Origin of the sequence: Nocardia mexicana NBRC 108244 (genome assembly GCF_001613165.1) — a bacterium.
Classification (GTDB): Bacteria; Actinomycetota; Actinomycetes; order Mycobacteriales; family Mycobacteriaceae; genus Nocardia; species Nocardia mexicana.
Genome location: NZ_BDBV01000052.1, coordinates 40475 through 62130 on the forward strand (window position 1 = coordinate 40475; position 21656 = coordinate 62130).

Annotated in this window: 19 protein-coding genes; 7 read left to right on the forward strand and 12 right to left on the reverse strand. The window is 69.5% G+C overall.

Annotated elements, in window-relative coordinates:
* Positions 1 to 5: 5 nt before the first annotated feature.
* The 4 genes from cysS to carD form a co-directional block, all read right to left on the reverse strand.
* A complete protein-coding gene (cysS, locus tag NM1_RS21140) occupies positions 6 to 1397 on the reverse strand; it encodes a cysteine--tRNA ligase (protein ID WP_068022381.1) in 1392 nt (463 codons plus the stop codon).
* A gap of 102 nt (positions 1398 to 1499) precedes the next feature.
* Positions 1500 to 1988: a 2-C-methyl-D-erythritol 2,4-cyclodiphosphate synthase gene (gene ispF / locus NM1_RS21145; RefSeq protein WP_068022571.1), complete on the reverse strand. Its 489-nt coding sequence runs from the start codon at positions 1986 to 1988 to the stop codon at positions 1500 to 1502.
* A 14-nt stretch (positions 1989 to 2002) separates the two neighbouring features.
* Complete coding sequence (locus NM1_RS21150; protein WP_246011512.1) at positions 2003 to 2683, reverse strand: IspD/TarI family cytidylyltransferase; 681 nt, start codon at positions 2681 to 2683, stop codon at positions 2003 to 2005.
* Positions 2684 to 2763: 80 nt separating this feature from the next.
* A complete protein-coding gene (gene carD / locus NM1_RS21155) occupies positions 2764 to 3252 on the reverse strand; it encodes an RNA polymerase-binding transcription factor CarD (protein WP_019931623.1) in 489 nt (162 codons plus the stop codon).
* A 359-nt stretch (positions 3253 to 3611) separates the two neighbouring features.
* On the opposite strand from carD, the gene NM1_RS21160 reads away from it, so the two are divergent.
* The 3 genes from NM1_RS21160 (at position 3612) to disA (ending at position 7074) form a co-directional block, all read left to right on the forward strand.
* Complete coding sequence (locus NM1_RS21160; protein ID WP_373864060.1) at positions 3612 to 4382, forward strand: copper chaperone PCu(A)C domain-containing protein; 771 nt, start codon at positions 3612 to 3614, stop codon at positions 4380 to 4382.
* Between the two features lie 53 nt (positions 4383 to 4435).
* Complete coding sequence (radA, locus tag NM1_RS21165) at positions 4436 to 5827, forward strand: DNA repair protein RadA (RefSeq protein ID WP_084519859.1); 1392 nt, start codon at positions 4436 to 4438, stop codon at positions 5825 to 5827.
* Positions 5828 to 5964: 137 nt separating this feature from the next.
* Complete coding sequence (disA, locus tag NM1_RS21170) at positions 5965 to 7074, forward strand: DNA integrity scanning diadenylate cyclase DisA (RefSeq protein WP_084519860.1); 1110 nt, start codon at positions 5965 to 5967, stop codon at positions 7072 to 7074.
* Positions 7075 to 7081: 7 nt separating this feature from the next.
* Here the strand turns inward: disA and NM1_RS21175 are convergent, their stop codons facing one another.
* Positions 7082 to 7729: a DUF4232 domain-containing protein gene (locus NM1_RS21175; protein WP_068022391.1), complete on the reverse strand. Its 648-nt coding sequence runs from the start codon at positions 7727 to 7729 to the stop codon at positions 7082 to 7084.
* Between the two features lie 98 nt (positions 7730 to 7827).
* Positions 7828 to 8451 carry a carbonic anhydrase gene (locus NM1_RS21180; RefSeq protein WP_068022577.1) on the reverse strand — a complete coding sequence of 208 codons (624 nt, stop codon included), beginning with the start codon at positions 8449 to 8451 and terminating at the stop codon, positions 7828 to 7830.
* Positions 8452 to 8541: 90 nt separating this feature from the next.
* Here NM1_RS21180 and NM1_RS21185 point away from each other — a divergent pair, with 90 nt between their 5' ends.
* Positions 8542 to 9420 (forward strand): iron-sulfur binding domain-containing protein, encoded by an 879-nt coding sequence (locus NM1_RS21185; RefSeq protein WP_068022393.1) that lies wholly within the window; start codon positions 8542 to 8544, stop codon positions 9418 to 9420.
* A 24-nt stretch (positions 9421 to 9444) separates the two neighbouring features.
* Here NM1_RS21185 and NM1_RS21190 read toward each other — a convergent pair whose 3' ends face one another.
* From NM1_RS21190 to kstR, 6 genes are all read right to left on the reverse strand, one after another.
* Entirely contained in the window at positions 9445 to 10083 is a 639-nt protein-coding gene (locus NM1_RS21190) for a Uma2 family endonuclease (protein ID WP_169814301.1), read from the reverse strand.
* 47 nt (positions 10084 to 10130) lie between these two features.
* Entirely contained in the window at positions 10131 to 11024 is an 894-nt protein-coding gene (locus tag NM1_RS21195; RefSeq protein WP_068022396.1) for a metal ABC transporter permease, read from the reverse strand.
* Entirely contained in the window at positions 11021 to 11887 is an 867-nt protein-coding gene (locus tag NM1_RS21200; protein WP_068022583.1) for a metal ABC transporter ATP-binding protein, read from the reverse strand. The genes NM1_RS21195 and NM1_RS21200 overlap by 4 nt, the downstream gene beginning before the upstream one ends.
* A 402-nt stretch (positions 11888 to 12289) precedes the next feature.
* Positions 12290 to 13135: a metal ABC transporter solute-binding protein, Zn/Mn family gene (locus tag NM1_RS21205; protein WP_084519862.1), complete on the reverse strand. Its 846-nt coding sequence runs from the start codon at positions 13133 to 13135 to the stop codon at positions 12290 to 12292.
* A gap of 318 nt (positions 13136 to 13453) precedes the next feature.
* Complete coding sequence (otsB, locus tag NM1_RS21210; protein ID WP_068022402.1) at positions 13454 to 16027, reverse strand: trehalose-phosphatase; 2574 nt, start codon at positions 16025 to 16027, stop codon at positions 13454 to 13456.
* Positions 16028 to 16207: 180 nt separating this feature from the next.
* Positions 16208 to 16870: a cholesterol catabolism transcriptional regulator KstR gene (gene kstR, locus NM1_RS21215; protein ID WP_068022403.1), complete on the reverse strand. Its 663-nt coding sequence runs from the start codon at positions 16868 to 16870 to the stop codon at positions 16208 to 16210.
* A 143-nt stretch (positions 16871 to 17013) separates the two neighbouring features.
* Here kstR and NM1_RS21220 point away from each other — a divergent pair, with 143 nt between their 5' ends.
* Genes NM1_RS21220 through NM1_RS21230 form a run of 3 tightly spaced genes read left to right on the forward strand, consistent with a single transcriptional unit; the run spans position 17014 to position 21647 of the window.
* Positions 17014 to 19401: an acyl-CoA dehydrogenase family protein gene (locus tag NM1_RS21220; RefSeq protein WP_255286201.1), complete on the forward strand. Its 2388-nt coding sequence runs from the start codon at positions 17014 to 17016 to the stop codon at positions 19399 to 19401.
* A 27-nt stretch (positions 19402 to 19428) separates the two neighbouring features.
* On the forward strand, positions 19429 to 20493 hold the full coding sequence (locus NM1_RS21225) for an acyl-CoA dehydrogenase family protein (protein ID WP_068022406.1): 1065 nt from the start codon (positions 19429 to 19431) through the stop codon (positions 20491 to 20493).
* Complete coding sequence (locus tag NM1_RS21230) at positions 20478 to 21647, forward strand: acyl-CoA dehydrogenase family protein (RefSeq protein ID WP_068022408.1); 1170 nt, start codon at positions 20478 to 20480, stop codon at positions 21645 to 21647. Before NM1_RS21225 ends, NM1_RS21230 begins: the two co-directional genes overlap by 16 nt.
* Positions 21648 to 21656: the final 9 nt, after the last annotated feature.

A 21656-nucleotide genomic window follows, 5' to 3' on the forward strand; every position in this document is an offset into this window, starting at 1 on the left:
GCCCATCACGCCTCCTTGTTCAGGGACCATTCCGGCCCCTCCGGGGTGTCGGTGACCTCGACACCGGCCTCCTTCAACCGGTCGCGCACCGCATCGGCGGTGGCCCAGTCCTTATCGGTGCGGGCCTGCTGACGCCGGTCCAGCTCCGCGCGCACCAGGACGTCGAGAGCATCCAGGGCGGAGGAGGAGTCGGCCGGATTCAGCCAGTGCGGATCCAGCGGATCCACGCCGAGGATGCCGAGCATGGCGCGCGCCTGCGCCGCCGATTCCCGGGCGATGTCGGTCGCGCCGGATTCCAGTGCCTTGTTTCCCTCGTGCACGACGCGATGAATCTCGGCCAGCGCCCGGGGAATTGCGAGATTGTCATCGAGCGCCTCCGCGAACGCGTCGGTCCACTTGCCGACCGGAACCTCTCCGGCGCGCTCCACCGTGCGCTGCACGAACGCCTCGAGCCGCTGATAGGTCTGGGCCGCGTCGCGCAGCGCCTGATCCGAATACTCCAGCATCGAGCTGTAGTGCGCGCTGCCCAGATAGAACCGAAGTTCCACGGCGCGAACGTTTTTCAGCACATTGGGCACCGAGAGCGTATTGCCCAGCGATTTCGCCATCTTCTCCCCGCCCAGGGTCACCCAGCCGTTGTGCAGCCAGTACCGGGCGAAGCCGTCTCCGGCGGCACGCGACTGGGCGATCTCGTTCTCGTGGTGCGGGAACACCAGATCCATACCGCCGCAATGGATGTCGAATTCCGGTCCGAGATAGAACTCGGCCATCGCCGAGCATTCCAGATGCCAGCCGGGCCGCCCCGGGCCCCACGGCGACGGCCAGGTCGGCTCGCCGGGCTTGGCGGCCTTCCACAGCGTGAAGTCGAGCGGATCGCGCTTGCCCTCGCCCGCGCTCTCGCCCTGGTGGACGTCGTCGAGCCGATGGCCGGACAACTTGCCGTACTCGGGATAGCTGCGCACGTCGAAGTAGACGTTGCCCTCGGACGGATAGGCGTGGCCGCGGTCGATCAGCCGCTGCATCAGCTCGACCATCTGGGTGATATGCCCGGTGGCGCGCGGTTCCACCGAGGGCGGCAGCACCCCGAGCGCCTCGTAGGCGCGCTGGAAGGCGCGCTCGTGCGTGGCAGCCCACTCCCACCAGGGGCGGCCCGCCGCCGCGGCCTTGTTCAGGATCTTGTCTTCGATATCGGTGACGTTGCGGACGAACGCCACATCATTGCCGTTGGCGACGAGCCAGCGGCGCAGCACGTCGAACGCGACGCCGCTGCGCACGTGACCGATGTGGGGATCGCTCTGCACGGTGGCGCCACACAGATACAACGAAACACGGCCGGGGACCAGCGGCGTGAAATCACGCAGGGTCCGCGTTTCGGTGTCGAACAGGCGCAGAGTCACGACCAGCCATCCTAGCTATGGGCAAAGAGCGAGAGTACGGGCGGTTTATTGCAGGGTACGGGCGCACGGATCACGCGCGCATCCTCGGGTGGGAGCCGGGGTTCAGTGCGAACCCGGACAGTCCTCGGTACAGCGCTGCAGCAGCGCGGTCGCCACCGCCGCCACGCCCTCGCCGCGGCCGGTCAATCCCAGGCCGTCGGTGGTGGTGCCCGATACCGAGACCGGTGCACCCAGAAGTTCTCCCAGCACCTGCTGGGCCTCGCCGCGGCGCGGCCCGATCTTGGGCCGATTGCCGATGACCTGCACGGCGGCGTTGACGATCGCGTAACCGGACTCGTCGAGCAGCCGCCGCACCTCCTTCAGCATGGCGGCGCCGGACACGCCCTCCCACTCGGGACGGCCGGTGCCGAACACCGCGCCCACGTCGCCCAGGCCCGCCGCGGACAGCAGCGCGTCGCAGAGCGCGTGCGCGGCCACATCGCCGTCGGAGTGCCCGGCGCAGCCGCTGTCGCCCTCGAACAGCAGGCCCGCGATCCAGCAGGGGCGGCCGGGCTCGATCGGATGCACGTCGGAGCCGATGCCGACGCGGATGTCCATTGTTCCGGTCATGCCGGCACCTCGCGAATGTCACTGTCGGCGAGCAGCGTTCGGGCCAGGCGGAGATCGAGCGGGGTCGTGATCTTGAAGGCCATGGGATCGCCGGGGATGACCCGGACGCTCGCGCCGAGGAGTTCGACCAGGCCCGCATCATCCGTAGCGGGGACGGCGTGCGCGTAGGCCTCGCGCAGCAGCCGGGCGTCGAATCCCTGGGGAGTTTGGATCGCACGCAGCTGCGCGCGATCGGGGGTGCCGGTCACATCGCCGCGCTCGTCGACCGACTTGATCGTGTCGGTCACCGCGACACCGGGGACGACCGCGCGCTGGCCCGCGCGCAGTTCGCCGACCACCCGGGCGATGAGTGCGGGCGGCGTCAGGGCGCGCGCCGCGTCGTGAACCAGGAAATGGTCGGCCTCCGGCGCGGCCGCGATACCGGCGCGCACGGAATCGGTGCGTTCGGTGCCGCCCGCGACCACGCTCACCGGCACCGGGGCGTCGTCGGTGCGGTGCGGGCTCCGACCGTTGCGTCCTGCCGCCCGGGCACGAGTGGCGAGCAGGACCTCCGCCTCACCGATCAGCTCGGCGGGCACCATGATCACGATGCGGTCCACGACCTCGGACGCGATCAGGCCGTCCACAGCGAGTGTGAGCATGGGCCTGCCGCCGACCGGGACGAAAGCCTTGGGCATCGATTCGCCCAGGCGTACGCCCTGGCCGGCGGCAGGCACCAGCGCCACGACACGACTGTCGTCGTGCGTACTTCTCACGGTCAGGAAGCCGCGGCGAGAACCTCGTCGAGCAGGGTCTCGGCCTTGACATCGTCGGTGCCCTCAGCGAGGGCGAGCTCACCGACGAGGATCTGGCGGGCCTTGGCCAGCATGCGCTTCTCGCCGGCGGACAGGCCGCGATCCTGCTCCCGACGCCACAGGTCACGCACGACCTCGGCCACCTTGTTCACATCGCCGGAGGCGAGCTTCTCCAGGTTGGCCTTGTAGCGGCGGGACCAGTTCGTCGGTTCCTCCGTGTGCGGCGCACGCAGCACCTGGAAGACCCGATCGAGACCCTCCTGGCCGACGACGTCGCGGACGCCGACGTACTCCGCGTTCTCCGCGGGAACCCGAACGGTGAGATCGCCTTGTGCGACCTTCAGGACCAGATACTCTTTCTGCACACCCTTGATGGTGCGAGTCTCGATAGCTTCGATCAGCGCCGCTCCGTGGTGGGGGTAAACGACGGTGTCTCCGACCTTAAAAATCATGTGTCCCGTGCCCCTTTCGATGTTCACAGTTTAACATGCGACTCGGTAACGGCGCGATCAACGACGCAGGTCAGGGCCACAACGGGGGAGCGGTGGGGGTTGACAGAACCGCGTCCGTGTGCATCCCCTTGTGCCAGAACGGCTTCCGAGCGGCGGCCGACCGCGCCTACCGCCGACTTCTCGTCGCGGGCACCCGAGTGTCGAAGCATAGACCGCCGCAAATCCGGCCGCCGGATCGCCCGTCGCGGTGGCAATGGCCATAGACACAACACCCGACACGGGGGGTTCGGCGTCAACTACTACGCTCCCTACTACTACTCTGCATCGTGGAGTGAGCCGGTCGACATGGAGGACAACCCGTGACTGCCCTGAATGCCACCACAGCGTCGAAGGCGCCACGGCGTGCCGTGCGTAAGGCGCCGCGGAGTGCCGTTGCTGTTGCCGCCCTCGCCGCGGGCGCGGCCCTGGCGCTGTCCGGCTGTGGCGCGGGCCAGATCTCGCAGACCGCCTCGCAGGTCGCGGCCGTCAACGGCAACAGTGCCGACGTCGGGCAGGTGGCCCTGCGCGACGTGCGCATCCTGCTGCCGCAGTCGGAGCAGTACACCAATGCCAAGGGCGGCAAGGCGGTCCTCGCCTTCAGCGCCGTCAACGCGGGTGAGTCGAAGTCGGACGAACTCACCAGCATCACCTCCGATCTGGGCACGGTGAAGATCACCCCGGGCAGCCCGCAGCTGAAGTTCCAGCAGACCATCGTCGCGGGCCTGCAGCCCGGGGCCGCCGGCGAGCAGGCCGGACACGGCGATGAGCACGCCGCCCCCACCAGCGCCGCGGCGCCCACCAGCTCGGCCGCGCCGACCACCGCCGCCCCGAGCAGCGCCACCGCGTCGAGCACGGCTCACCCGGAGGGGCACGGCGCCGCGGAGCACCCGGCCGAGCCCGGCAAGCCGATCCTGGTCGAGATCAGCGGCCTGACCCAGAACATCACCCCGGGCCTGACCTACAAGGTGACGTTCAACTTCAAGGAGAACGGCACCGTGCAGGTCGACGTCCCCGTGGACGCCGGGCCGGATGCCGCGCGCAAGGAAGACAAGGCCGCGGAGGGCGCGGGCGAGGGCAAGAGCGGCCACTGAGAATGGCGGGCGTGCTCCGCTGACATGTCGTCCGAACCACTTAGGCTGCGTTCGTGGCCAAGGTGAAGTCGCTGTATCGCTGCTCCGCGTGCGGGCACGAGGTTGCCAAATGGGTGGGGCGGTGCCCGGGGTGTAGCGAGTGGGGGTCGATCGAGGAGGCGGCGGCCGCCCCGGCCATGGGGTCGGCCGGGCGCAAGGCGCTGCTGCCCTCCACCGCGGCGGCGCCGATCTCCACCATCGACTCACAGGTCACCCGGGCGCGGTCGACCGGCGTCGGCGAACTCGACCGGGTGCTCGGGGGCGGCGTCGTGCCCGGATCGGTGGTGCTGCTGTCCGGCGAGCCCGGGGTGGGCAAGTCGACGCTGCTGCTCGAGGTCGCGCACCGCTGGGCCCGGCAGCGCGACGAGCGGTCGCTGTACGTCACCGCCGAGGAGTCGGCGGGCCAGGTGAAGCTGCGGGCCGACCGCACCGACGCGGTGCACGAAAGGGTCTATCTGGCAGCCGAATCCGATCTCGCGACCATCCTCGGCCACGTCGAGCAGGTGCGGCCCACCCTGCTGGTGGTGGACTCGGTGCAGACCATGCTCGCCGCCGACGCCGACGGGGTGATCGGCGGCGTCACCCAGGTACGCGCGGTGACCGCGGCGCTCACCTCGCTCGCCAAGGCGAGCGGGATCGCGGTGCTGCTGGTCGGCCACGTCACCAAGGACGGCAATGTGGCCGGGCCCCGCACCCTGGAACATCTGGTGGACGTGGTGCTGCAGTTCGAGGGCGACCGCCACTCCACGCTGCGCATGGTGCGCGGGATCAAGAACCGCTTCGGCAGCGCCGACGAGGTGGGCTGCTTCGAACTGCACGACAACGGCATCTCCGGAGTCTCCGACCCTTCCGGGCTGTTCCTGCATCACCGCGCCGATCCGGTGCCGGGAACGGCGATCACGGTCGCCATGGACGGCAAGCGCCCGCTGCTCGGCGAGGTGCAGGGCCTGACCGTCGAAACCCAGATTCCGACGCCGCGCCGGGCGGTGAGCGGGCTCGACTACAACCGGGTCGCGATGGTGCTGGCCGTGCTGCAGAGCCGGTGCGGGGTATCGCTCGGCAAGGCCGACGTCTACGCGGCGACGGTCGGCGGCATGCGGTTGTCCGAACCCGCCGCGGATCTGGCAATCGCGTTGGCGCTCACCGGCGCCGCGCGGGACCGGCCGGTGCGCGCGGGGATGGTGATCCTCGGTGAGGTCGGATTGGCCGGAGAGGTGCGGCGCGTCACGGGGCTCGGGCGTCGACTCGCCGAGGCCGAGCGGTTAGGTTTCACGGAGGCGTTGGTGCCGCCGGGCGTGGACCGCTCCGGCATCGCCATGAAGGTGCACGAGGTGTCGGATGTCCGGGCGGCCATCGCCCGGGGCCTGCAGAAGCGAAATCGCGAGCGTGCGGAGGCTGCCGAATGAACCCAGGCCGGTGGGTCACCAACCTGCTGGGCAGGCCCGCGCCGGAACCGTCGGAGCCGAAACGGGCTGTGCCGCAACCGGACCGCGATCCATCGGCGGGCGAGCCGGGTTCCGAAGAATCGATGCGGGGGAGTGTCATGACAGGGCGAAAGACGGCGGAGCCGAGCCGAACGGGTCGTCGCACCGCAACACCGGAGGCGACCTCGCCGGACATGGTCGCGCGCCTGGTCCCCGGCACCGCTCTGCGCGACGGCATCGACCGGATCCTGTTGGCGCGCACCGGTGCGCTGATCGTGCTGGGGTACGACGAGGCGGTCGAGCAGATCTGCGACGGCGGCTTCGAGCTGGACGTGGAATTCTCGCCGACCCGACTGCGCGAACTGTCGAAAATGGATGGCGCCGTGGTGATCTCGACCGACGGCACGCACATCCGAAGGGCCAATGTGCATCTGGTGCCGGATCCGGCGCTGCCGACCGAGGAGTCGGGCACCCGGCACAAGGCCGCCGAGCGCACCGCCGCGCACACCGGCCTCCCGGTGGTGTCGGTGAGCCGGTCGACCGGAATCGTCACGGTGTACGCGCCCGGCACCCGGCAGGTGATCCAGCCGTCGGAGGTCATCCTCTCCCGCGCCAATCAGGCGATGGCGACCCTGGAGCGCTACCGGTCCCGGCTGGACGAGATGACCAGGCAGCTGTCGCTGGTGGAACTGGAGGACTACGTCACGCTGCGCGATGTGCTGACCGTCGTGCACTGCCTGGAACTGATCCGGCGGGTGGCCCGCGAGATCGACTCCGACGTGGGGGAACTCGGTGTCGACGGCCGCCAATTGGCGCTGCAGCTGGCCGAGGTGGTGGGCAACACCGACGGCGTGCGCCGCCTGGTGGTGCGCGACTATCTGCGCGCCGACCGGGTCGACGACGCCGCGATCGACCGGGCCCTGGCGGAACTCGACGAACTGCTCGAGGTGGAACTGCTGGAGCCGACGAATCTGGCTCCGCCCCTGGGCTTTCCGGCGACGATCGAGGCACTCGACACCGGCGTCGGCCCGCGCGGCTACCGGCTGCTCGCCGAGCTTCCCCGGGTCTCGCTGCACGCGGTGGAGCCGCTGGTGGCCGCGTTCGGATCGCTCCCGGGGCTGCTGTCGGCGACCACGGCCGAACTCGAGGCCGTCGAGGAGGTGGATGCCCTGTTCGCGCGCCAGGTCCGGGAGGGGCTGTCCCGGCTGGCCGAGTCCGGCAGCGTGTAACCGGCGTTCAGCCGATGTTGAACGTCTCCGGCGCGCTGCGGACCGAACCCAGCTGGGCGACAACCGCGTACGCGCCCGGCGGCACCTTGACCCGCTCGCCGGCGCAGCCCGGCTGCGAGGTCGTCCCGGACCAGGTGAGCGTGAACGCCGCCTGCTCACCGCCCTTGAGCGTGCGCATATCGGTGGGGCCGCCCTGATCGCAGTCGGTGTTGGACCACAGCCGGCGCTGGCCGTCCAGCGATTGCACCGTGACCTGCTGCATCCCCGACCCCATATCGCGCTGGCAGGCGGTGGTGGAGATATTGGTCGCGACGATGCCGAACACGGGCTGCTCGCCCGTCTTGTAGGTGGGCTGCCCGACCGTCACCTTGACCGCCAGCGACTGGTCCGGGCATGCCGCCGCGGAACCGCTCGCGGTGGCCGACGCGGACTGCGAGGTGCTGGGTTCGGGCGTGCTGGATCCGGCGGCGGCCTGGCTCACGGGCGCCGAGGTCGAGGTGGTCGCGGCGTTCGGGTTCTTGTCGTCGCCGCCGCCGCGCAGCAGCATGACGGCCAGCCAGATCACCAGTACGAGGGCGACGACCAGGGCTCCGATGGCGAGCAGGCGGCGGCGCCAGTAGATCTCCGGAGGGAGCGGTCCGTTCGGTTCCAGCACGCAACAACGGTAAGGGCACGATCGGGCACGCCCCGCTCAGCGCCCCGGCGTGTCGGGGTGGAAGTGGCGGCGGCGCCGGGTACCTTTCCGCGCTCCCGTCAGGCCACCTCGCCGATGTTCCCGACCGCACGGTGGAGCTTGACCCGGCCGTCCTCGAGTTTGTAAGTGACACAGGCGATCGCGCATTCGCCGGTGGCGACCCGCTGCGAAATGGTCATCGATCGCTGCATCAGCAACCGACTGGTTTCCACGACGTGGCGGGCCTCGAGCTCGTCCACCCCGGTGAGTCCCTCACGCCGCCCGATCAGGATCGACGGGGTGACCCGCTCGACCACGCTGCGGATGAACCCGCCGGGGACGTCGCCGCCGTCGAGGGCGTCGATGGTCGCCCGCACGGCGCCGCAGGTGTCGTGGCCCAGCACCACGATCAGCGGCACGTGCAGCACCTCGACGCCGTATTCGATGGATCCGAGGACCGAGGAGTCGACGACGTGGCCCGCGGTGCGCACCACGAACATATCGCCCAGCCCCTGGTCGAAGATGATCTCCGCGGCCACGCGGGAGTCCCCGCACCCGAACAGAATCGCCGACGGCTGCTGCCCGGCGACGAGCTTGGCCCGGTCGGCGGCGCCCTGACTAGGATGCTGCAACGTGCCGTTGACGAACCTGTCGTTGCCCTCGCGCAGGGCCTTCCAGGCGCTGATCGGGTTGGTATGAGCCATGTGTCCCATTTTCCACAGCGTGATCATTACTGGCGAGTCCGTGAAGTTACGCCCCGGCAAACAGCGCCCGATTGTGATGGAAGGGCGACGGTGAGCATCGATACCGACACCCTCATCGACTGGTACGGCGAGGCCGCCCGCGACCTGCCGTGGCGGCGCTCCGGGGTGACGGCGTGGCAGATCCTGATGAGCGAGATCATGCTGCAGCAGACGCCGGTGGCGCGGGTGGAGCCGATCTGGCGGGAGTGGGTGGCGCGCTGGCCGGTGCCGTCGGCGATGGCGGCCGCCACGCAGGGCGAGGTGCTGCGCGCCTGGGGCAAGCTCGGGTATCCCCGGCGGGCGCTGCGGCTGCACGAATGCGCGCAGGTGCTGGCCGCCGAGCACGGGGACGAGGTGCCGTCCGACGTCGACGTGCTGCTGGGCCTGCCGGGCATCGGCGCCTATACCGCGCGGGCGGTGGCGTGCTTCGCCTACGGGCAGCGGGTTCCGGTGGTGGACACCAACGTCCGCCGGGTGGTCGCCCGCGCCGTGCACGGCCGCGCGGAGGCCGGTAATCCGGCCGCCCGCGACCTGGCCGAGACCGAGGCCCTGCTGCCGGAGCGGATCGACCGCGCCGCAACGCTTTCCGCGGCGCTGATGGAGCTCGGCGCGACCGTGTGCACGGCCCGCAATCCCGACTGCGCGCGCTGCCCGCTGCCGCGCTGCGCCTGGGTGAGCGCCGGTCGCCCGGCGTCGGACGTGGTGCGCCGCACCCAGAAATACGACGGTACCGACCGCCAGGCCCGCGGCCGCCTGCTGGACGTGCTGCGCGGCGCGTCCGGCCCGGTCGAGCGAATCGCCTTGGACCTGGCCTGGACCCGCGACCCGGGCCAGCGCGACCGCGCCCTGGACTCCCTGCTGGTAGACGGCCTCATCGAACAAACCCCGGACGGCCTGTTCGCCCTAGCGGGTGAGGGCGGTGCCGCCTAGCCGCACGGCGCAGCCGTCGCCGGATCAGTCGGTGCCCTCGTCGAGTTGCTGCCAGGTGACACGAATATCCAGCGGGGTGAGAGTCTCGATGGCCGGGGCATTCGGATCGGTACGGCTGCGGTGGCCTTGCGACACGTATCGCCCCGCCGAGTCCAGGACGAGCATCTCCACCGAGATCGCGGGCCCGTCGTCGTTGGCCATCCGCACGATCCAGTAGTGCTGGATACCGTAGCGGGCGTACTCGGCCCGCTTATCGATCAGATCCGCCGTGACCGTAGTGGGAGATACGACCTCCACGGCCAGAATCGTGTCGCCGGTCGTCGGCTTTCTCTTCCACCTCGGCCGGGAGTGCTCGATACAGCGGTAGACGATGACGTCGGGTCGTTTGAAGTGGAACGGCACCTCGGATACGAGCATGTCCAGGTCACGATTGACACGTAGACAAGGCTCGGCCGGAGATCGCTTGGCATTGGCGTCCAGCAGTGCGCGTTCGATATTCCGGGATACCGCGTTGTGATTGGGGGATGCCGATTCGCAGAAGACAACCATGCCGTCTTTGATCTCGATGGCCCGGGAAACCTCCTCGGGCATCTCGAGATAGGCGTCCAGGTCGACGGGTTGGCTGTAGGTCTTCGGGGAAGACCAGTCGAATGCTTCCGACACGATGACCGTCCTTCGGCTGGTTGACAGAGCCATCGTAGAGCAGCGGGCTACGGCTGAGCTGCGGTCGCGAGGGCCGGGGTGGCGTGCGTGCGGCGGGTGCGGGTGCCGATTAGGCGGCAGATCAGGTAGATGGCGAAGGCGATGGCGGTGATGAAGGTCGACACCGGGACGCCGGGGGCCAGCGAGAGCAGAATGCCGCCCACCGCGGAGATTTCGGCGAAGACGATGGCCAGCACCGTGGCGCGGAGCGGGTCCGCCGTCACCCTCGCGGCGGCCGCGGCGGGGGTGATCAGCAGCGACAGCACCAGCAGGGCGCCGACGATCTGAACGCCGAAGGCCGCGGTGATGCCGAGCAGCACCGCGAACACCACCGACAGCGCGCGCACCGGAACGCCGCGGGCGACGGCCACCTCCGGGTCGGTGCTCGCGAACAGCAGCGGCCGGTAGACGATCGCCAGCACCGCGAGCACGCCCACCGAGCACACGGTCAGCATGGTCAGGCCGCCGTTGCCGACGCTGACCACCTGCCCGGTCAGCAGCGAGAACTTCGACCCGGCGCGGCTGGGCCCCAGCCACAGGAACAGCACCGACAGGCCCAGCCCGAACGACAGCACCACCGCGATCACCGAATCGCGTTCCCGCGCCCGCGATCCCAGCACGCCGAACATGACGGCCGCGATCACCGATCCGGCTATCGCGCCGAGTCCGACACCGACCCCGGCCAGCAGCGCCGCGGCCGCACCGGTCAGCGACAGTTCGCTGGTGCCGTGCACCGCGAACGACATCTGACGGCTCACGATCAGCGGCCCGATGGCGCCCGCCAGCAGGCCCAGCAGCGCCGCCGCCAGCACGGCCTGCTGCACGAAGTCGTAGGACAGCAGGTTCGCCGTGGTGTGGAAGTCGAACATCTTGGTGAAGACGTCGGACAGCTTGTCGATCATGCCTGCACCGAACCGGACGTCTCGCCGTGGCAATGGCCGCCCGCGACGCCGAGCGCGTCCATGGCATCGCCCGTGCCGACGACCACCAGCCGCCCGCGCACCCGCAGCACGTCCACCTCGGTGCGGTACAGCTCCGACAGCACCTCCGAGGTCATCACCTCGTCCGGCGTGCCGATCCGGAACTTTCCGTCGACCAGATACAGCACCCGGTCCACCAGCGGCAGAATCGGATTGATCTCGTGGGTCACGAACAGCACCGCGGTGTCGTGCTCACGGCGTCGCTTGTCGATGAGTTCGGACACCAGCCGCTGATTGGCCAGATCCAGGCTCAGCAGCGGTTCGTCGCACAGCAGCACCCGCGGATCGCCCACCAGCGCCTGCGCCACCCGCAGCCGCTGCTGCTCGCCGCCGGACAGCGATTCCAGCGGGGCGTGCGCGTAATGCCCGGCGCCGACCTGCGCCACCGCGTCGGCGACCTTGCGCCGCCGCTCCTTTCGCCCGCGCCACCCCAGACCCCAGCGGTGCCCGTCGACGCCGAGCCCGACCAGGTCGACGCCGCGCAACTGCACGCCGGAATCGATCGTCTTCTGCTGCGGCACGTAACCGATGTGCGGATTCCCCACCCGCGCAGGCGAACCCGCGATATCGACGGTGCCGTCCGTCGGCTGCAGCTGACCCAGCAGCATGCGCAACAGCGAGGTCTTGCCCGATCCGTTCGGCCCGAGCACGGCGATGAACTCACCCGGCGCGACCTCCAGGTCGAGCCCCTGCCACAGCGTCCGCTCCCCGAACGACAAGCGCGCATCCCGCAGCCGCACAGCGGGTCGTGCCTCGTTCGTCTCCGGGTACGCGGCACCGGTCAGGGGCGCGGCGCCGTCGACGGTATCGCTGCGCTGCGCGTTGTCCGAGGCGAGAGCTTCCGTCGGCGCGGTATCTCCGTCATCGTCGCAGGCCGGGCAGCCGGGGACCGGCGCCGACTGTGGGGCCGGGCGTCCGCCCGCAACGTCTCGCGCGACAGCCTCCGATCGGTCGTCCACCTCCGAGTTGCCGTTGCGGCCGTCGAATAGCACTGGGGCGGTGGCCCTTTCCTGGTCGGGGCCGGAGACGGGCGCGGCGCCCGGCTCGGCCGGGCGCTCGCTGGTGGGGGTGCCGTTGTCCGGTGAGCCGGTCGGCGGCGCGGGTGTAGGGGACTGCGCGTCGACCGGCTCGGTAGGTGCAACTCGTGCACTCGTGCGAACGTTCCCGGACATCGGCAACTCCTGTCGTCAGCCCAGGGCCTTGGCCAGGGCCTGGGCGTTCCCGGTCTGCCAGCCGATGTAGTCGGTGCCCTCGGGCAGGGTTTCGGTCACCTCGACCACCGGCACCCCGGCGGCCTTCGCGGATTCGGCGACGTCCTCGGTGGTCTTGTCCTCGGTCTGCACGTTGTAGACCAGGGCGCGAACCTGCTTGGCGGTCAGCAGGTCCCGCACGGCGGCCACATCGGCGGGCGCCGGATCGGTGCCCTGCTCGACGGCCTCCTCGAATCCGTGCGGCGTGCGGTCCTCGGCGCCGGCGGCCAGCAGTAGGTAGTGGGCCAGCGGCTCGGTCTGCAGCACCGGCGACTTCGGGTGCTCGGTCGCGATCTTGGTGGTGACCGCGCCGATCTCCTTCAGCTTGCCGCGGAAGGCATCGGCGCGCTCGGTGAAGGCCTGCGCGTGTTCGGAGTCGGCCGCGCCCAGGTCGGCGGCGATCTTCGCGGCGACCGCGTCGACGGTGTTCACGTCGTACCAGACGTGCTCGTTCTCGTCGCTCTTGTCGGCCTTCAGCTCGAACGCGTTGATGGTGGGTTTGCTGCGACCCTCGGCGGCCTTCTCGGCAAACTCGTCGTAGTGCCCGCCGTTGACGATCACCAGCGCGGCGTCGCGGATATCGGCGGCGTCCGTGGGCGTGGTCTGGTACTCGTGCGGATCGTCGGTCGGGCTGTCGATGATGGACTTGACCTCGACGTCGGGTCCGGCGATCGCGGCGGCGATGCTGCCCCAGACATTGGTCGAGGCGACGACGGTGAGTTTGCCCGAGTCGTTGCCGGAGCTCCCGCAGGCGGTCAGGCCCGCAGCGGCCGCGACCCCCATCGCGGCGGCAGCCATTCGAACGGCGAAACTTCTGGTCACGCGGGGGTACTCCTGACACGCACTAACGGAAACGATTTCCATTTAAATGTAGCGTATGTGTCCATATCCATCGGCATCGATATGTCCGATTCGGCTGTGATGCCCGGCACGGGCGGTGGATTCCGGCCGAAAGCAGGCCGGAAATGACGGGATGGGCATGCCGGAACGACCGGTGGGGCATGCCGGAATGGCGGCGGAGGGGGTCCGGAAAGGCGGCAACGGCCCGCTCCCGATCGGGAGCGGGCCGTTGCGATGCCCGTAAGCCGTACTACCGCTGCACTATTGCGCCAGGGCGGGCACCGGCTGACTCAGCAACTGCGCGCATCGCAGCAAACCCAGGTGGCTGTAGGCCTGCGGATGATTGCCCAGGGACCGCTCGGCGACCGGGTCGTACTCCTCGCTCAGCAACCCGGTCGGCCCGGCCACGTCCACCAGCTGCGCGAACAGCGCCTCGGCGTCGGAACGCTTGCCGATCAGCAGGTATGCCTCCACCAGCCACGCCGCGCACAGGTGGAAGCCGCCCTCGCCGCCGGGCAGGCCGTCGTCGTGGTGGTAGCGGTACACCGTGGATCCGCTGCGCAGCTCCGCCTCGGTCGCCACGACGGTGGCGGCGAACCGCGGATCCGACGGCTCGATCAGCCCGCTCAGCCCGATGTGCAGGGTCGCCGCATCCAGGTCGGTGCCGTCGTAGGCCGCGGTGTAGGACTGCACCTCCTCGTTCCAGCCCTTGGTGCGGACCTCGTCGGCGATGGTGTCGCGCAGCTCCAGCCAGGCCGTATCGACCATGCGGTGGAATTTTTCCGCCAGCCGCAGCGCGCGGTCGACGGTCATCCAGCCCATCACCTTCGAGTACACGTGGTGGCGCGGGTTGCCGCGGATCTCCCAGATGCCGTGATCGGGCTCGCGCCAGCGCCGCTGCACCGCGGACACCATGGCGTGCACCAGTTCCCAGTCCCGGTCCGGCAGCGCCTTGGCGGGATCGGTGATGCCCTTGCGCTCCCGCGCGTCCGCGAGCCCCGCGATGAGGTCCACGATCGGCCCGAACACGTCGAGCTGGACCTGCATATTGGCCGCGTTGCCGACCCGGACCGGCCGCGAACCGGCGTAGCCGGGCAGCTGATCGAGCACGGCCTCGGGCCCCAGCGTCTCCCCGTAGAGGGTGTACAGCGGATGCAGGCGCTCCGGCCCGGCCAGTGTCTCCAGCACCCGGTGCACCCATTCCAGGAACTCCTCGGCCTCGGTGACCGAGCCGAGCGCGACCAGGGCGTGCGCTGTCATCGAGGCGTCGCGCAGCCAGCAGTAGCGGTAGTCCCAGTTGCGCACGCCGCCGATGTCCTCCGGCAGCGAGGTGGTGGCCGCGGCCATGATCGATCCGGACGGTGCGTGCACCAGCCCGCGCAGCGTGAGCGCGGACCGCTTCATCAGATCCGGCTTCAGCGGCGGCAGCTCCAGCTCCTCCGACCAGTCCCGCCAGTAGCGTTCGGCCTCACGCCGCCGCTCCGGCTCGCTGACCATGGCGGGCGCGAGATCGGAGGTGCCGCAGCGCATCTCCAGCACGACCGGCCCGAGGGAGGCATCGATGACGGCGCGGGCGGTCTGGTGGATGCCCTCCTCGACGATCTGCCACTGCACGCCCGGTGAGCGCAGCACGATCGGATCGTTGGTGCCGTGCACCCGCAGACCCGCGGCTTCGACCTCCAGATTGACAGGCACCTGGCCGAACTCGGGCCGCGGCGCGAACGTCACCACGGCCTTGGCGTCACCGGTGATCACCCGGGTCAGGTCGGTGCGCTCGGGCGCGACGTCGTGCGGCAGATAATCGACCACCTGCAGGCTGGCCCAACGGGTTTCGACGGTCATGGTGCCGTCGACGTAGCGCTGCGACAGCGGCAGCCCGGGGCGCTCCGGCGCGATGGTGAAATGTCCGGCCTGCGGCCCGCCGAGCAGGTGGGCGAAGACGGCCGCCGAATCGGGTTCCGGGTGGCAGAACCAGGTGACGGTGCCGTCGGGGGTGACGAGTGCCTTGGAGCGGGGGCCGGCCAGCATGGTCAGCCGCTCGATTCGGGGGGCCGAGGCACCGGCCAGCCAGGTGCGCCGCTCTTCGAGCAGGAACGCCAGGGCCTTGGCCACCTCCTCGGTGCTGGCCACGCGATGTCCGGCGAGGCTCTCGCCGTCGCCCACCTTGATGCCGACGTCGGGGCCCGACAGGCGCGCGAACGCCTTCTCGTCGGTGACGTCGTCGCCGAAGAAGACCGCCGCCGAGGCGCCCTCCTGATGTCGGATGATGTCGAGGGCGGCGCCCTTGTCGGTCTGGATGACCGCCAGCTCGATGACCGCCTTGCCCTCGGTCACCTGCACGCCCACCCAGCTGGCGGGACCCTGCCGGGCCTGCTGCAGCGCGCGCCGGCCCACCTCGGGGGCGGCATTGCGCACGTGCAGGGCGACGCTGGCCGGTTTGATCTCGACCGTCGCGCCCGGATTGTCCGCGGCGACCCGGCTCAGCGCGCTCTGCACTTCCTGCAGCAGCTGTTTGGCGTCGTTGTCGATGGCATGGACGAAGCCGACGTCGAATTCCGAACCGTGACTTCCGATCAGCTGTACCTCGACCGGAAGCCGGGACAGCGCCGCGAGATCTCGCAGTGCCCGGCCGGAGATGACGGCCGCCGTGGTGGCGGTCAGACCGGCGAGCGCCCGCAGCGCGCTCACCGATTCCCTATGGGGGTAGGCCTTCGCCGGGTCGGACACGATGGGCGCGATGGTCCCGTCGTAGTCCGAGGCGACAAGCAGCCGTGGCATGCGGGCTACTGCCGACAACGCACGGCGAAGTTCCTGTGACAGATCCTGTGCGCTCACGCATCCAACCTATAGATCGGAGGAGATTTTTCAGGGCGCGGGAAACTCTACTGGGTAGGGTTTGCTCGCTCATTCGCGCAGTGATACGAGACGTTTACGTTTGCCTCCCCGTGCGCATCCCCGATTGTGCGGTCTCCTGCCGTAGGTTTGCTGGTTTGCCACGCGGAGCACGTGGCAATTTTAAGCCGATTCGGCCCCGAGTAGCAGGTCAACGGTGAGTTCGAGGCGCTCTGTGACGTCCGTCGCGGAGGCGCGCCGGGTCAGCCACGCGACCAGATTCGACAGCCACACGTCACTGATGACCCGCGCGATGGCGAGGTCGCGTTCCGAGGGTTCGTCATCGTTCATGGCGCGGGCGAAGAAGCGGTCCATCACCCGTCCGACCCGGTCGACCTCGGCGGCCGCGGAGGCGTCGGCGAACATGAACGCGCGGGTCATCGCCTCGGTCAGCAGCGGGTCGCGCTGCATGGCCCGGGTGACCTGGGTGAGCAGCAGATGCATGCGTTCCCTGGGGGATTGCCCCGCCAGCGGTTTGCGTTTGCTCTCGAACTGCTCGAATTCGCGTGCCAGCGCGGACACGAGCAGATGCACCTTGGACGGGAAGTACCGGTACAGGGTTCCCACGGCGACGTCGGCACGCTCGGCGACCGCGCGCATCTGCACCGCGTCGTAGCCGCCCTTGGAGGCCAGCGCGAGGGTCGCGTCGAGGATGCGCTTACGGCGTTCGCGCTGCGCGGCCGAGCTGAGCTCGTCCTCGCTGAGTGTATTCACCGGTGTGGCACGCGGGCGATTTCCGTTCCGCGCCCCCGAGTCGGCTGACTGCTCTCGGGAGGGACTGGCCATTGGTGAGAGTCCTTTCCTGCAAACGTTGTGTCGCGCCTGTTGCCGTCGTGCCGCTGTGACGGACCGTGTCTTGACTTCCGCCCGGCTCGAATATTAGAACATGTTCTAGGTGTGGGAGTCACGCCGGAAAGGCGGTATGGAGTGTGACCATCGCCACCACTGACGAGCATAAAGCCGTTCAGGAGTCGATGCGCGGATGGGCCGCGGCGGTACGCCCGATTGCAACCATGCGCAGCGGCGATCCGGGATACTGGCGCGAATTCTGGCCGAGTCTGGTCGGTCTCGGCGTGTTCCGCGTCGCCCTACCCGAAGCCGCAGGTGGCGCCGACGGATCCGTGAACGACCTGGCGGTTCTCATCGAGCAGGCGGCCCACGATCTGGTGGGTGGGCCGATCTCGGCGACCGCGCTCACCGGCCTCGTTACCGGCGGAGCATTGGACGAGGATACGCCCGGCGGCATCGCCCTGGGCGACCCGGTTGCGGTGCCGGACAACGGGACCGGCGACCTGGTGCTGACGGGCGTGTGGGAAACGGTACTGGGTGCGGCGGAGGGCACGGCCGTGCTGCTGCCGGTCGAACTCCCCTCGTCTTCCCGGCATGCAGAGTCGACCTCGCACTCCCGGCATGCTTTTGGCCGGGATCTCGCTGGGGATTCCGGCCAAAAGCACGCCGGAAATGCGGAGGTCCGGCAGGCGTGGTGCCTCGTTGAGCCAGGCGCCGAGGGCCTGCGGATCGAGGACCTGCCCCCGCTGGATCCGAGTACCCCGCTGGCCCGCGTGCACTGTTCCGGCGTGCGTGTCACGGCCGATCGGATCTTCGAACCCCCCTATGCCGTAGGGGATCTGACCGCGGCGCTGGTGGCCGCGGAGCTGGCCGGGATCGCGGGCTGGTGCCTCGAGACGGCGACCGACTACGCCAAGGTGCGCGAGCAGTTCGGGCGCAAGATCGGCGAATTCCAAGCGGTCAAGCACATCTGCGCGGGCATGCTGTGCCGCGCCGAGCTGATCCGCGCGGTCGCCGCCGATGCGGCCGCGGCCGTCGACAATCGCAGTGACGAACTGCCGCTGGCCGCCGCCATCGCGATGTCGGTATCCCTCGACGCGGCGGTGGAGACTGCCAAGGACTGCATACAGGTCCTCGGCGGCATCGGATTCACCTGGGAGCACGACGCGCACCTGTATCTGCGCCGGGCGGTCGCCCTGCGGCAACTGCTGGGCGGCGGGTCGGTCTGGCGTGCCCGCGTGACGGAACTCGTGCGAGCGGGCAAGCGCCGCACCGTCGGCCTGGATCTGGGGGCCGACCTCACCTCGCCTCCCCCGGAAGGCGAAGCCTCTTCGTCTTCCGGGCGTGCCGACGTCACGTCGTCTTCCCGGCGTGCCGACGACTCTTCGTCTTCCCGGCATGCTTTTGGCCGGGATTCCGGAGTGGCGCAGGGTGACGTGGCGGCCTGGGAGGCCGTGGGATTGAGCGCGGCCGACGCCGTCGAACTCGGCGCGGATATTGCCCGCATCGCCGCCCTCCCGGCCGAGCAGCAGCGCGATGCGCTGGTGGACACCGGACTGCTGGCCCCGCACTGGCCCGTGCCCTACGGCCGCGGGGCGGGCCCGATCCTGCGCTCGCTGATCGATGAGCAGGTGCGCGGCGCCGGAATCACGGTGCCGGACATCCAGATCGGCAACTGGGCGGTGCCCACGCTGCTGCAGTACGGCACGCCGGAGCAGGTCGAGCGCTTCGTGCAGCCGACGCTGCGGGGCGAGGTGGTCTGGTGCCAGCTGTTCAGCGAGCCCGAGGCCGGATCCGACCTGGCGGCGTTGCGCACCACGGCGACCCGCGTGGACGGCGGCTGGAAGCTGCGCGGCCAGAAGGTGTGGACGTCGCTGGCGAACGTGGCGAACTGGGGAATCTGCCTGGCTCGCACCGATGCCGAGGTGCCCAAGCACCGCGGCATCAGCTACTTCCTGGTCGATATGAACAGCCCGGGCATCGACATCCGGCCGCTGGTGCAGATCACCGGGGAGGCGCGTTTCTCCGAGGTCTTCCTCGACGAGGTATTCGTCCCCGACGACTGCCTGGTCGGCGAATTGGGCGGGGGCTGGAAAATCGCCCGCTCCACGCTGTCCTCGGAACGGGTCGCCATGGGCGGCAGCGGAATCGGGGAGGAATTGGAAACCCTGATCGCCACCGCTCCGGCCGACGGACCGGGTGCCGAATTGATTGCCGATCGTCTCGGCGATTTGGTTGCCCAATCGGTCGCTGGGTTATTGCTGGAAACCCGAGCAGCGCAGCGAATGCTCGCCGGAATTGACCCCGGACCGCAGAGCAGCGTGCGCAAACTGGTCGGTGTTCGCCATCGTCAGGCGGTCGCCGAGTTCGCCGTCGAACTCGCCGGTGTCGCGGGCGCTCAGGAATCGGATGTGGTGAAAGAATTCCTGTTAACACGCTGTTTGTCGATCGCGGGGGGAACCGAGCAGATCCTTTTGACCGTGGCCGGCGAACGGATTCTCGGGCTCCCGCGCGAATCGCACGGCTGACTCCACATCTGACACGGGAGCAATGAATTGGACTTCAATAGGGACGAGAGCCAGGACGCTGTCGCCGAGGTTGTCGTAAGTTTGCTGGAACGCAACAGCGCGCGCGATAACGAGCTCTGGCCGACACTCGTCGACAGCGGTTTGCTGGCGGTCGCGCTACCGGAACGCTTCGGTGGCGACGATATGGGACTGCTCGAGGTCTCGGCCATGCTGACCGAGCTGGCCACCGACGCCGTGCAGGTGCCCGCGCTGGCCACGCTCGGGTTCGGGGTGCTGCCGCTGGTGGGCCGGGTACCGGACGCGCTGGCGGAGAAGATCTTTCCGGCTGTGGCCAAGGGCGCGGTGCTGACCGCGGCGCTGCACGAGCCCGGCGCGCCGTTCGCGCTGAAGCCGGAGACGACCGCGGTGGCCGACGGCGACGTGGTGCGGATCAGCGGCCGCAAGATCGCGGTGCCGTACGCCGAGCAGGCGCAGTGGCTGCTGGTGCCGACGGACTCCGGAATCGCCGTGGTGGACGCCGATACGCCGGGCGTCACCCGGGTGGCGAGTCCGGCTTCCACGGGTGCCCCGGAGTTCTCCGTGCATCTCGAGGGCGCCGAGATCCCCGCGGAGCAGCTACTGCCGGACGGCATCGCCGACCTGCACCGGCTGGCATTGGCGTCGATCGGCGCGGTCGCCGACGGACTGCTGAAGGGTGTGCTGACACTGACCGCCGAGCACGTGCGGACCCGGCATCAGTTCGGCCGCCCGCTGGCGGAATTCCAGGCGGTGGCCCAGCAGATCGGCGACGTCTACGTCGTCTCGCGCACGCTGCACGCGGCCGCGCTGTCGGCGAACTGGGCTCTGGCGCAAGAGGATCAGAGCCCCGAACATCGCGAGCGGGTCGACAACGACCTGGACGTGCTCGCCTACTGCGTGGCCTCGGACCTACCCGCGGCCATGCAGAAGTGTCACCACCTACACGGCGGCATCGGTGTGGACGTGACCCATCCGCTGCATCGCTACTACTCACAGGCCAAGGACATCGCCCGCTGGCTAGGCGGCGCGTCGTTCCGGCTGGATCGTTTGGGAGCCAGATGTTCATCGACCTGACGGCCGAGCAGCGCCGGCTGCGTGACGAATTGCGTTCTTACTTCGCCGATCTCGTGACTCCCGAGGAGGAGGCCGAGATGTCGGTGAACCGGCACGGCGACGCCTACCGCGCGGTGGTGCGGCGCATGGGCCGCGACGGCCGCCTCGGGGTGGGCTGGCCGAAGGAGTACGGCGGGCAGGGATTCGGGCCGGTCGAACAGCAGATCTTCTACAACGAGGCCGCGCGGGCGGATGTGCCGCTGCCGCTGGTCACGCTCATGACGGTCGGCCCGACCCTGCAGCAGTTCGGCACCGAGGAGCAGAAGAGAAAGTTCCTGCCCGCAATCCTTTCCGGCGATGTACATTTCGCGATCGGCTACTCCGAGCCCGAGGCGGGCACCGACCTGGCGTCGCTGCGCACCAGCGCGGTGCGCGATGCGGACGGCGACTGGATCGTCAACGGGCAGAAGATCTTCACCACCGGTGCGCACGAGGCCGACTACGTGTGGCTGGCCTGCCGCACCGGCACGGCCGAGTCTCGGCACCGCGGCATCACGATCCTGATCGTGGACACCAAGGATCCGGGCTACTCGTGGACGCCGATCATCACCTGCGACGGCGCGCACCACACCAACGCCACCTACTTCGACAACGTGCGGGTGTCGGCGAATATGCTTGTCGGCGAGGAGAACCGGGGCTGGAAGCTGATCACCACCCAGCTCAATCACGAGCGGGTGAGCCTGGGGCCGTCCGGCAAGATCGAGCAGCTCTACGACCGCGCGCGGGACTTCGCGCGGCGGCAGGGGGTGCTGGGCGAGGCCGACGTGCGGCGCTCGCTGGGTCGCATGCACGCCATGGTCCGGCTCAACGAGCTGCTGAACTGGCAGGTGGCCGCCGATGCGGGGAATGCCGAGAGCGATCCGTCCGGCGTGATCGCGGATGCCTCCGCGACCAAGGTCTTTTCGACCGAATCGCTGCAGGAGGCGGGGCGGCTGGCCGAGGAGATCGTCGGGCGGTACGGCGATCCGGCGGATCCGCCGACCGCTGAACTGCTGCACTGGCTGGACCGGCGCACCAAGCAGAACCTGGTGGTGACCTTCGGCGGCGGCGTCAACGAGATCATGCGTGAACTCATCGCCACCGCCGGGCTGCAGCTGCCGCGCGTACCGAGATAGGAGTTTCCA